10 protein-coding genes are annotated in these 12104 nt (G+C 67.2%); 2 read left to right on the top strand and 8 right to left on the bottom strand.

The genetic code is table 11. The features are described 5' to 3' along the window. Positions 1–4 precede the first annotated feature (4 nt). Positions 5–3169 (bottom strand): efflux RND transporter permease subunit, encoded by a 3165-nt coding sequence (locus U5822_RS04695; RefSeq protein WP_322854469.1) that lies wholly within the window; start codon positions 3167–3169, stop codon positions 5–7. Beyond that, complete coding sequence (locus U5822_RS04700) at positions 3166–4407, bottom strand: efflux RND transporter periplasmic adaptor subunit (RefSeq protein WP_322854470.1); 1242 nt, start codon at positions 4405–4407, stop codon at positions 3166–3168. Before U5822_RS04700 ends, U5822_RS04695 begins: the two co-directional genes overlap by 4 nt. A 146-nt stretch (positions 4408–4553) precedes the next feature. Here U5822_RS04700 and U5822_RS04705 point away from each other — a divergent pair, with 146 nt between their 5' ends. Together U5822_RS04705 and U5822_RS04710 are read left to right on the top strand one after the other, a co-directional pair. Next, positions 4554–5810 (top strand): ATP-binding protein, encoded by a 1257-nt coding sequence (locus tag U5822_RS04705; RefSeq protein ID WP_322854471.1) that lies wholly within the window; start codon positions 4554–4556, stop codon positions 5808–5810. After that, a complete protein-coding gene (locus tag U5822_RS04710) occupies positions 5803–6336 on the top strand; it encodes a response regulator transcription factor (RefSeq protein ID WP_322854472.1) in 534 nt (177 codons plus the stop codon). Before U5822_RS04705 ends, U5822_RS04710 begins: the two co-directional genes overlap by 8 nt. Positions 6337–6355: 19 nt before the next feature. Here U5822_RS04710 and U5822_RS04715 read toward each other — a convergent pair whose 3' ends face one another. The 6 genes from U5822_RS04715 to U5822_RS04740 all read right to left on the bottom strand — a co-directional run bounded on the left by U5822_RS04715 (position 6356) and on the right by U5822_RS04740 (position 12075). Beyond that, entirely contained in the window at positions 6356–7015 is a 660-nt protein-coding gene (locus U5822_RS04715) for an energy-coupling factor ABC transporter permease (RefSeq protein WP_322854473.1), read from the bottom strand. An 88-nt stretch (positions 7016–7103) separates the two neighbouring features. Beyond that, the gene (locus U5822_RS04720; protein WP_322854474.1) at positions 7104–8621 is read right to left on the bottom strand and encodes a sensor domain-containing diguanylate cyclase; all 1518 of its coding nucleotides are present in this window, start codon (positions 8619–8621) and stop codon (positions 7104–7106) included. A gap of 95 nt (positions 8622–8716) precedes the next feature. After that, positions 8717–9385 carry a DNA-3-methyladenine glycosylase I gene (locus U5822_RS04725; RefSeq protein ID WP_322854475.1) on the bottom strand — a complete coding sequence of 223 codons (669 nt, stop codon included), beginning with the start codon at positions 9383–9385 and terminating at the stop codon, positions 8717–8719. 34 nt (positions 9386–9419) lie between these two features. Continuing rightward, a complete protein-coding gene (locus U5822_RS04730) occupies positions 9420–10187 on the bottom strand; it encodes an ABC transporter ATP-binding protein (RefSeq protein ID WP_322854476.1) in 768 nt (255 codons plus the stop codon). A gap of 3 nt (positions 10188–10190) precedes the next feature. After that, positions 10191–11105 carry a FecCD family ABC transporter permease gene (locus tag U5822_RS04735; RefSeq protein WP_322856883.1) on the bottom strand — a complete coding sequence of 305 codons (915 nt, stop codon included), beginning with the start codon at positions 11103–11105 and terminating at the stop codon, positions 10191–10193. 46 nt (positions 11106–11151) lie between these two features. Beyond that, positions 11152–12075, bottom strand: a complete 924-nt coding sequence (locus tag U5822_RS04740; protein WP_322854477.1) for a cobalamin-binding protein — start codon at positions 12073–12075, stop codon at positions 11152–11154. Positions 12076–12104 lie beyond the last annotated feature (29 nt).

Raw genomic sequence — 12104 nt, forward strand, 5'->3', positions numbered from 1 at the left:
GCCCCTAATCCTCGGCTGTCAGCAACGGGGCCTGTTCGCCGCGGCGCTCAGCGCGCCACTCCCGGAATTGCTCGACCCAGGACAGCAGGGCTGGTATCACCAACAGCACCAGCATGGTCGACAGCCCCAGGCCAAAGGCAATGGAGGTGGCCATGGGAATCAGGAACTGGGCCTGCAGCGAGGTCTCGAACAGCAGCGGCAACAGGCCGCCGATGGTGGTCAGGGAGGTCAGCAACACCGCCCGCACCCGCTGCACCGCGGCCTCGTTCAGGGCCTCGGTGATGCCCAGACCCTTCTGCCGCTGCTGGTTGTAGAAAGCTACGAGGATGATGGCGTTATTGACCACTATCCCGGACAGGCCAAACAGGCCGAACAGGGACAGGATGGTCAGCTGCAGTCCCATCAGCCAGTGGCCCAGCAAGGCGCCGACCAGGGCAAACGGGATGATCGCCATGACGATCACCGGCAGGCTCCAGGACGCAAACACCCACACCAGCACCACGTACATCAGGCCCAGGCCGATGATCAGGCCGGTCTGCATGTCGGCCAGGGTTTCGCGCTGATCGGCGGCCCGGCCCTCGAAGCTGTAACGCACGTTGTAGCGGCTGGCGATTTCCGGCAGCGCCTCGGCCTGCAGGCTGTCGAGGATCTGGTCGGTGGTGCTGACCTGGGTGTTGAGCCCGGAGGTGACCTCCACCGCCAGCTTGCCGTCGGCATGGCGCAGGGCCTCGAAGCCCTGGCGGTGGTCCAGGTTCATGACCTGGGTGAGCGGTACAAAGCGGCCATCAGGCACCCGCACCGTCAACTGCGACAGGGTGGACAACCGCTCGCGCTGGTCCTGGGGCAGCTGCACCCGCACCTCCACTTCGTCCCGGCCATCCTGGTAGATCTGGGCGATGCGGCCGTCAAACGCGGCCCGCAACTGCCGGCCCAGATCTGCCGTGGTCAGGCCCAGGGCCTCGCCGTAGGGGCTGACCTGGTAGATCAGCTGTTCCCGGCCCCAGGGCATGTCGTCTTCCACATCGAGCACCCCGGGCAAGGTCGACAGCGCCTGGGACAGGGCCTCGGCCGCCGCCTTCAGGGCCTCGGCGTCGTCGCCGGTCATGCGCACGTTCACGTCCCGGCCGGGCGGACCGGCCTGGCGCTCGGAAATGCTCAGGTTATCCAGCCCCGCCGGCAACGCCAGTCGGTTTCGCCATTCGTTGATGAACTGGGGGTTGCGCACCGAGCGCTGGTCCGAGGGCACCAGTTCGATGAACATGGAGCCCAGTTCCTCACCGGTGCGGGAGCGGCCGCCGGCGCCCAGGGTGGCGCCTTCCTGGGTCACCGCGTGCAGCACCAGATCGCCGCCCAGGGCTGCCTCGGTCTCGGCCAGGCCCTGGCGCATGTCCTGGAGGAATTGCTCGACGGTGCGCTCATCGGTACCGGCCACGAAGCTGGCGTTGGCGTAGAAGATCGAGGGCTCCGGAGTTGGGAAGAAGTTGAAGCCCAGGCGACCACCGGCCAGCAGGCCCACGGTCACCAGTGCCAGCGCCAGCGCCCCGGCCAAGGTGACGCCCCGGTGTTCCAGGCTCTTCAGCGAGAGGCGCCGGAACGGTCCTTCCCGGAACCGATCGAACTTCTGTTCGAAGCCGTTCCGCAGTCGGGTGATCGGGTTGCCGCTGGGGCGTTCGGGCGCGCCCTCCGTACGGGCCGTGGTTTTTGGGACAAAAGCGTGGCGCAAGTGCGCGGGCAGCACGATGAAGCATTCCAGCAGCGAGGCCACCAGCACGCAGATCATCACCGTGGGAATGTCACCCAGGATGTTGCCGATTACGCCGCCCACTACCAGTAGCGGCATGAACGCCGCCACCGTGGTCAGGGACGACGCCAGCACCGGCCACACCATGCGCTTGGCCGCGCCCTCGGAGGCGTATACCGAGGCCTCCCCCATGCGGGCATGGGCGTCGGCGTCCTCACCCACCACTATGGCGTCGTCGACGATCACCCCCAGGGCCATGATCAGGGCGAACAGGGAAATCATGTTGATGGAGCCGCCGATACCCCAGAGCACGGCCATGGAGGCCAGAAACGCGGTGGGTATGCCGATGGCGACCCAGACCGCCACCCGCCCGGGCAGGAACAGGTACAGCAGGCACACCACCAGCACCAGACCGCCAAGGCCGTTGTTTACCAGCAGGGAAATACGGTCGTTCAGTAGCTGCCAGGACTGGTCGTATACTTCGAGGGTCAGGGACGGTGGCAGCGTCGGCCGGGTCTGTTCCAGCCACTTCTCCAGCACCTGGGCCGACTCCAGGGAATCGCCGTTCTCGGCCCGCTGCAGCACCAGCTCTGCGGCCGGATGGCCATTGCGGCTCAGGGTGATCTGATTGTCCCGTGCCTCCTGACGGATGATGGCTATGTCGCCCAGGCGGAGCTGGATGCGGTCGCCGCTGAGCACCGGAATGTCTTCAAAGGCCTGGGCCGAGCGCCGCTGCTCCACCGCCCGCAGTTCCCGGGTGGCGTCCTGCTGCGCCATCATGCCCGCCGGCAGGTCCCGGGAGATGGACGCCACCCGGTCGGCGATCTGCTCCAGGGACAGGCCCAGGGTTTCCAGCCTCTCCACCGGCACATCGATGCTGATCTGCTGCTCCGGCAGGCCGGTGATTTCGACCCGGTCAATGCCCTGCTCCAGCAGCTCATCCTCGAAGCGGTAGCTCAGCGCCCGCAGTTCGCTGCGGTCGATGTCGCCATACACCAACAACCGGGCTACCGGCTCGTACCTTTCCACCCGGGTGACCTGGGGCTCCTCGGCGTCCGCCGGCAGGTTGGTGAACTCGTCCACCTGCTGGTTGACGTCGTCGAGGGCCTGCATGGGATCGGTGCCCTCGTGAAACTCCAGAGTGATGGAAGACACGCTCTGGGCTGAGGTCGAGGTCATCTTCTTCAGGCCGTCGATGCTGCGCAGCCGCTGTTCCAGCGGGTCGGTGATGCCCTGCTCCACGTCCTCGGCGGAGGCACCGCTCCAGACCACCCGGACACTGACCACATCGAGGGCGAAGGTGGGGAAAAACTGCATGTTCATCCGGGTCAGGGCCAGCACCCCACCCAGCAGCATCATCAGCATCACCAGGTTGGCGGCGACCCGGTGATGCACGAAGAAACCGATCACGCCCCGGCGACGCCTCATTCCGCGGACTCCCCGGCGGCGTCCACCGGCTCCACTTTCAGACCGGTCATGGCATTGGGCAGGTGGGTGGTGATCAGTTGCGCGCCCGGCTCGAGGGCGTCACCGGCCACCAGCAGCCAGCGCTCGCCATTGCCGGCGCGGGCCTCACCCACCCGTTCGACGGTAATGCGCTGCATGCGCTGGTCGTCGGTCATCAGGTACAGGGCGTTGGCGCCGTATAGGGCGCTGAAGGGCACCGCCACCGTGTTCGCCCGCTCCGGGCGCTGCAGGTTCACCGGCAGCAGCTCACCCGGGCGCAAGCCGCCGCCGTTACCGACCAGGGCCAGGATGGCCTCGGTGCCGGCCGGATCGGCGGTGCCGGCAAAACGGACCAACTCGAAGCGATGGCTGCCGTCCTTGCTGCTGGCGCTCAGGGCCTCGCCCCGGGCCAGGGCATCGAGCAGTTCCGAGCGGAACTGGGCCGGCACCCGCGCCCGCAGCTCCAGGCTCTGGTCCGGATACAGGGACAGCAAGGGCTCATTGCGGGCCACCAGGTCCCCGGGCGCTACCTGAATCCCGGTGACCACGCCGTCGAAGGGCGCAGTCAGGCGCGCCCGCTGGGCATCCCGCTCGATGGTGGCCAGGTTGGCCTGGGCCTGGGCCAGCTTGGCCTCCAGGCTCTGCACCCGGGACGGGTGCTCATCAATGGCCCGCTGCCGGGTGCTGACCGTGAGCTCGGCCCGCGCCAGGGCGTCGGTGGCCGCCTCCAGGTCTTCCTGGGACGCCAGATTGCGCTGGACCAGGGCCTTGGTGCGCTCCAGCTGTCGGCTGGCGTTGTCCCGAATGTTTCGCTCACTCCTGATCGCGGCGGAATCGTTGCGGTGCCGAACCTGCTCCGCGGCCAATTGCGCTTTCAGGTCGTCCACCTGAGCCCGGGCCTGGGCCAGCACCGGCTCGATGTCGGCATCGTCCAGCGCCACCAGCAGATCGCCGGCCTGCACCCGCTGGCCCTCGGACACCGGCCGGGCGTCAATGCGACCGGCCAGGGTGGCGGTGACATCCAGTTGCTCGGGCGCCACCACCTGACCGTACAGGGGCAACAGCGGGGTATGGGAGCCAGGCTCGACACGCTGGGTGCTCACCCGCCAGCTGCGTTCCGAGGCGCTGACTTCGGCCGGTTCCGGGCGGGTCATTTTCAAAGCCAGAAATCCGAGGACACCGAGGGCGAGGATGATCAGGGGCAAGAGTCGTTTGGACATTACTTCGTAGCCAACTAGGGTAAATGGAACCGGTCAGGTCAAAGGCTTAAATCTACTATACAATCGGCTTTTACGTCTGGGAGTTAACCACAGTTGACCCCGTAAGAGCATGCCTGACCCACCGCCCGTCCGCTGGAATGCTTCCCATGCAATGGCTGACCTATTCCCAACACGATTTCCGACAGGCGGCCCAATACCTGCTCTGGATGCGCCTGGCGATCGCCGGCATTCAACTGGTGGCCCTGTGGATCGCCGAAACCCTGATGGTGCTGACCTACCGGGCCGAAGCCCTGTTGCTGTGCCTGTTGTACGGGGTGCTGGCGACCCTGGGATGGCTCTGGTTCACCCGCCGGCCACCCAGCGCGGCCCTGACCGTGAGCGCCGGGCTGGCGCTGGACCTGGTCCTGATCGGCGGCTGGCTGCTGCTGACCGGCGGCTACACCAACCCGTTCACCTCCCTGCTGTTGCTGCCCATCGCCGTCGCCGTGCTGTTGGTACCCCTGAGCCAGAGCATTGCGCTGACCGGTCTGGGCATCGCCATCTACAGCCTGCTGGTGCTGTTCCACACCCCCATCGCCACCGGCACCCATGGCGCCGACATGGCCCAACTGCACCTGTTTGGCATGTGGGCCACCTTCGCCCTGACTGCGGCCATCCTGTTGCTGGTGGTGGGCACCCTGGCCCGGCGCCTGCAGCGGCAGCAGAGTCAACTGGCCCAAAGCCGCGAAAGCCGGCTGCGGGACGAGCAGATCATCGCCCTGGGGCTGTCGGCCGCCGGCATTGCCCACCGGGTCGGCACCCCGCTCAACACCCTGGCACTGCTGGTCGATGAGCTGCGCCATGCTCCGGACTCAGCGGACCTGGGCCAGGATCTGGATCTGATGGAACAGCAACTGAGACTGTGCAGCGACCACCTGCAGCAACTGACCGCCGCCGCGGCCCAGGCCAAGACCGCCCAGACCGAAACCCTGGCGGTCTCGGCCTGGCTGAGCCGCCTGCGCGAATCCGCCACCCTGCTGTGGCCGGCCAGCGCCATCGAATGGCAGCCACCGTTCCCGGACACCCCGGTGGCGGTGGATACCACCCTGGATCAGGCCGCGCTCAACCTGATCGCCAACGCCCTGGGCGCCAGCCCCGACTGGGTCGGGATCTGCGCACGCAACACCGAGGCGGGCGACGTCGAGGTGATTGTCGAGGATCGCGGCGCCGGCCTGGACACCGACATGGCAAATGCCCTCGGGCAGGCGCCGGTGGAATCCGATACCGGGCTGGGGGTGGGTCTGTTCCTGTCCAACGCGACCCTGCAGCGTTTTGGTGGCACACTGCGCGCCCGGACCAGCGCCACCGGCACCACCATGGTGATTGAACTGCCCCGGGCGCACGCGGAGCCCCCCCATGACTGAACCCGCACACTGGTTACTGATCGACGATGACGACGCCTTCCGCTCGGTGCTCAAACGCTCGCTGGAGCGCCAGTCCATCCAGGCGACCGCGGTGGGCTCTCCGGACGACGCCCGGGAGGCGCTGGCCCGGCAGCCGTTCCAGCGCTGCGTGCTGGATCTGAACCTGGCCGGGGATAGCGGCCTGCAGCTGCTGCCGGAGTTGCTCGAGCTGCAGCCCGAGCTGGAGGTGCTGGTGCTCACCGGCTATGGCAGCATTGCCACCGCGGTTGAGGCCATGCGCCGGGGTGCCATCAATTACCTGTGCAAACCGGTGACCGTGCACCAGCTGCTGGCCGGGTTCGACCCGGTCGCACCCGGCCCATCGCTGCGCCCGGAGCCCCCGTCCGTGGAAGAGATGGAGTGGGAGCACATCCAGCGGGTGCTGAACGAGCATGCGGGCAACATCTCGGCGACGGCACGGGCCCTGAACATGCACCGGCGCACCCTGCAGCGCAAACTGCAGAAACACTCACACTGGCGCCACTGACGCCGGCCTACTGCCCGCCCTAGCGGTAGCGCCGCTGGTCCAGGGTGGTCAGCCGGTCCGGATGGAACACCATCAACCCGGTGACCAGGGTGCCGTTGACGAAGCCCTCGGGAATCATGAACAGCGGCAGGTAGCGGATGTATTCGTGCACCAGCTCGTGGAACTCGTAAACGCCGCTGGTCCAGAGCAACAGGCACATCACCAGTCCCGCCGCCGCCACCGCGATGCCTGCCCCGAAGAACCCGCAGAAGAAGATGTAGGCAAAGAAGTTGCGGAAATTGCGCTTGCGCTCCCACAACATGATGGCGTGACTCACCAGCGCCGGCACCATTACGGTGATCAGGCCGTTGGCGGCAAACATGAGCAACGGTTCCCGGCCGGTGATCACGGTGATCACCAGGGCCAGCAGCCCGGCCACCACCGCCAGGGCCCAGCCCAGCATCAGGGTGACCACGGTAATGCCGAACACGTGAATCGCCAGGCCCGGGGAAATCCCGGCCCGCAATTGCCAGAGAAAACCAAGCACCACCGCGGCCCCGAACAGGGAATGCTGGAGCGCGTTGTCCCGACGCAGGGCCTGCCAGTCGATTACCCGCAGCGCCCGCACCAGGATCAGGGCGAACAGCACCAGGGTAATCAACCACTGGCTGGTCGGGAGCAGGTTGTCGGTCATTCCCATTGCGCGTGCCACCGTTGGTCTGTCGGACAGAGTGTCCATGATACGGGACCGGCACTCGGGAGGACTACGGTTGCCCGGTTTTAGCGCGCTAGAGCCCCATGGGCCCGGACACGTCCACGGCGCCATCCCGGCCGGCCTGCTTGGCCAGGTACAGACGATGGTCGGCGCGACCGATGACGGCGTCGACCGACATCATGTGGTCCTCGCTTTCCCGGGCCGAGGCCACCCCGATGCTGACGGTAACCGGGATCAGCCGGCGGTCGAAGACAAAGTGGCCCTGCCGCACTGCGTTCAGGATACGGCCAATCATCTGGCGCACACTGGCCTGTTCGGTGCCGGGGAACACCACAATAAACTCCTCGCCACCGAACCGGGCCACCACGTCGGTGGCGCGCACCAGGTCGGTGACGATTTCGGCAAAGTGGCGCAGGGTGTAGTCCCCGCCGAGATGGCCGGTGGAGTCGTTAATCTGCTTGAAGTGATCGATGTCGATCATGGCGATGGTGAAGTTCTCGTCGTAGCGCTCGGCCCGCTCTACCAGCTCATTGAGTCGCGGCATCAGGTAGCGGCGGTTGTGCAGCCCGGTCATCGGGTCGCGGATTGACTGACTCAGCAGCTGCTCCTCCAGCAGGTTGCGCTCCAAGGCGCCCGACAGCAGGCCGGACACGATGGTCAGCAAATCCCCCAGGTCGCCACGCCAGTCCCGGGGCGCCAGGGAATCCAGCCCGAGGAAGCCCACCACCCGGCCCTGCACCCGGACCGGCACGCAGAACACCGAGGCGGCGTCCGCCGACGGCGAATGGTCGTGCACCACCTCGACCCCGGACAGGTTGTCGTCGCGGTCCTCGCCCGGCACCTGCCGGTTTTCATTCACCATCGCCAGCAGACGCTCGCGCCAGCAGTCAAAGGCATCCACCGCGATGGTTTCATCCTTATCTACCAGGGCGGTGACCCCGGGCCGACGCCATTGATGGGTCTTGGTGATGGCGGTGTACTTGTCATTGAAGGCATACAGATAGGCCCGATCCATGTCGAAAAACTGGCCCACGCTCTGGAGCAGTTCGCCGATGCACTCGTCGATGGAGCCAAACCCCTGGTTAATGAACTCGGACGAGAGCCGGGCCACCAGTTTCTGGAATCCGGCCTGGAACGAGTACTCGGTTTCGCTGGCCCGCAGCTCCTGTTCCATGTCCTTGTAGTGCTGGACGTTGTAGAACTGGCCGTACCAGATAATGCTGCCATCGGCCTGGCGCTCGGGCCGTGAGTGGGCCTCGAACCACTCATAGCTGCCATCGGGCAGGCGCAGGCGCGCCCGATATTGCCAGGGTTCGAAGCTGTGGGCGGATTCCTGAATACTGTCGCCGACGCCCGCCAGGTCGTCGGTATGGATCAGGGAAAATAAAGGGTCGGCAGCCTGCTTGAGATCTTCAGGCTCAATGCCGAACAAATGCAGGACGTGAGCGCTGATGTAAGGGAACGCGTGGGACTGACGATCGGCGCTGAGCCAATAAGCGAAGAGTATGCTCGGAACCGAAGAAGCGAGCTTGTGAAAAAAATCCGGAGACGGCGCCGGCGCCACCGTCGCTTTAGCGTGACTCTTCGCCATAACCAGCCCTTTCCTAAACGAGGATTCGCTTCTCCATTTATTTCTTAGTGTAGTTCAGGCCGGCCGGTCAGGCCGAGCCGGCCATCAAGGCCGGGTCAGCTCTCGACCGTAAAGGACAGAATGCGGGACAGGTGGCTGTACGGCAGGCCGGTTTCCTCGTGCCAGCGGTTGAACGCGGCCTGGGCCTGGTCCAGGGCTTTCTTGCTGCCAGGCGAGGCGTCCAGCAACTCCTCCCGGCGCAGGCCCGCGACCACATCCCGGGACAGGATGAAGCCGTCCCAACCCACGCTGCGCAGAAAATACTGGGCGGTAGCGCCCCCCAGGCGGGCGCCGTGGCGCTTGAGCCAGAGCAGCAGGCCGACCTGGTCGTCCGACGGCCAGTGCGCCAGGAACCGGCCAAAGCTACCGTGGTCCCGGGCGGCGTCGACGATCATCCGCGCGTTCTCCGGCACGGTGCGGATTTTCTGCATGTTGCGGACGATGCGCTCGTCCTGGGCCAGCCGTTCCAGCACCTCCGGCGGCACCTGCTGCCAGTACAGCGGCACGAAGCCCTCGAAGGCGGCCTCGAAATCCGGCCACTTCTGGTTGATCACCCGCCAGACGAACCCGGCCCGGAAGATGCACTTGGTTACCTCGGCCAGATAGCGATCGTCGGTGAGCGCCTCCAGATGGCCCGGGTCCGCCAGGGGCGGCAGCAGGGTCCGCAGCGCCGCCTCGCCGCCCTTGCGGGCCACGGCCTGCTCGTAGATTCGTGCAAAACTCATGGTTGATCTCCCAAACTGATCAGGGCCGAACCGGTTACCGGGCCGGCACGAAAACCGGGGCGCCGTCCGCCTGCACCGTCACCAGTTTCTGGCCATAGAGTTGCTCCAGCGCCGCCGGCACCAGCATGTTCTCGGCCTGGCCCCAGCAGGCCTCACCGTCGGGGAACAGCAGCAACAGGTGGTCACACCAGCGCGCCGCCAGGTTCAGGTCGTGCAGGCACATGAACACGGTCCGTCCGGCACTGGCCTGCCCGGTCAGCAGCTCCATGGCCGCGACCTGGTGGTGCAGGTCCAGATGGTTGGTGGGCTCGTCCAGCAGCCAGATGTCCGGCGACTGGGTCATCAGGGTGGCGATGGCCACGCGCTGGCGTTCGCCACCGGACAGGGTATGTACCAGCCGATCGCGCAAGTGGATGACATCCAGGGCCGACAGCGCCTGCTCGGCCAGCTCACGGTCGGCGCGGCTTTCCATCTGCCAGGGCCGCAACCAGGGATGGCGTCCGATCAGGGCGGTTTCCAGCACCGTGGCCGGGAAACCGTCGAGCCGGTCCTGGAACACCAGTCCCAGCTTCTGGGCCAGGGTCTTGCGCTTCACACCGGCCAGGGCCTGGCCACCGACCCGGACCTCGCCGGCTCGGGCCGGGCGCAGTCCGGCCAGGGTGTGCATCAGGGTGCTCTTGCCAACCCCGTTCGGGCCCAGCACCCCCCACACCTGCCCCGGCTCCAGGCCCAGGGTCAAGGGCCGGCCGGACCGGCGTCCGGGGATGTCGATGATCAGCTCGCGGGTGGCCAGAGCGGTCATGGGCTAGCGACTCCGGTGCAGCAGGTACAGGAAGGTGGGCACCCCGACCAGGGCGGTGATCACGCCCACCGGCAGCTGTTCCGGCGCAATGACAACCCGTGCCAGGGCGTCTGCCAGCACCAGTAGGCCACCGCCGGCCAGGGCGCAGGCCGGCAGAATCAGGCGCTGGTCGTTGCCCAGCACCAGGCGCAGCATGTGCGGGACCACTAGACCGACGAACCCGACGCTGCCGGCCATGGTCACCGCCGTCGCCGTCAGCAGGCTGGCGAGCAGGTAGACCAGCCACTCCAGTGGCCGCACCGACACCCCGAGGGCGGCGGCCTGCATGGGGCCACGGGCCAGGACGTTCAGGGTGCGGCCGAGGGGAATCACCAACAGGCAGATCAGCAGCAGAATGCCCAGGGCCGGCCCCGGGGCGGCGGCGTGGGACAGATCCCCCATCAACCAGTACAGCATGCCCGGCAGGCGGCTGGCCGGGGTCATGGCCAGGATCAGAGTGATCAGCGCGCCCCAGCCGGACGCCAGTACCACGCCGGTCAGCAGCAGCCGGGACGGCGTCCAGCTGCCGGTGCCGTGGGCCAAGCCAAACACCAGCACGGTGGCCAACAGCGCCCCGGCAAAGGCGGAGCCGGACACCAGGGTGCCGGCCAGTCCCGCCAGCATGGCCAGCAGTGCGCCCACCGCGGCGCCACCGGACAGCCCGAGCACGTAGGGGTCGGCCAGGGGGTTGCGCAACAGCACCTGCATCAGGGCGCCGGCCACCGCCAGCAGCCCGCCGGTGGCAAAGGCGCTGAGGGTCCGCGGCAGGCGCAGATCGAGGATCAGGGTCTGGTGCAGCTCGGTGCCGCCCCCAGCCAGGACCGCCAGGGTCTGGCCCAGGTCCATGGCGCTGGAGCCGATGCTGACCGAGAGCACCATGGCCCCGAGGCAGGCCAGCAACAGGAGCAGTAACGGGCGCAGGACACTAGAGATTGCCACGGGCGCGCTCCAGGGTATCGCACAGGTGGCGGGTTCCCGCCAGCATTCTCAGGGTGGGACGCACCAGCAGCGACGGCGGCTCCAGGAAGAGGTTGCCGGTGCGCACCGCGGTCAACTCGGGGAAGCGCCGCCAGCGCTCGAGCCAGGCCTGGTCGCCGTCCTCACGCCCCGAGGTGACGATGGCCTCCGGATCGGCGGCCAGGACCGCCTCGGTGCTGACCCGGGGCACCAGCCGGGGCAGATCACCAAAGACGTTGACCCCGCCACAGAGGCCAATCGCCTTGCTGATCAGCTCCTCGCGATTCACCGTCATCAGCGGCTGATCCCAGATCTGGTAGAACACACTGATTGGGCGGGCGTCGGCATGCTCGGCCCGGAGCCGGGCCAGGCCGTCCCGAAAGTCCTTGGCCTGCTCCGCGCCCAGGGCCGGACGGCCGGTCAAGCGGGCCAGATCTTCCACCGATTGGGCGATGTCCTCGAACCGGCGGGGCGCCAGCCAGAACACCGGAATGCCCAGGTTGGCCAGTTTCTCCAGCTGACTGCGGGAGTTGCCATCGACCCAGGCCACCACCAGATCCGGCGCCAGGGCGACGATGCCCTCCAGATCGAGCCGGTTGCTGTCACCGACCCGGGGCAGGGCCGCCGCTTCCGGCGGGTAGTCGCTCCAGGCACTGACCGCCAGCACAGAGTCACCGGCGCCGGCGGAAAACAGCAGTTCGGTGGCGCCGGGGGACAGCGCTACAATCCGGGTGGCGGGCTCCGCCAGGCAGAGGCGCTGGTCCAGCGCGTCCCGGGCGCAGAGCTCCGGTTCGGCCGCGGCCCGGCCCGACAGCAGGAGCACCAGTATGGTGACCCACAGCAGCCGGGCGCTGCCCTGCCGGATGGTCTGCCGGTTTTCCCCTCTCTCCATGCTGGCTCCCGCCGCCACGCTAGCTCATG

It is taken from the genome of Marinobacter qingdaonensis, from assembly GCF_034555935.1.
In the GTDB taxonomy this organism is placed as follows: domain Bacteria; phylum Pseudomonadota; class Gammaproteobacteria; order Pseudomonadales; family Oleiphilaceae; genus Marinobacter; species Marinobacter qingdaonensis.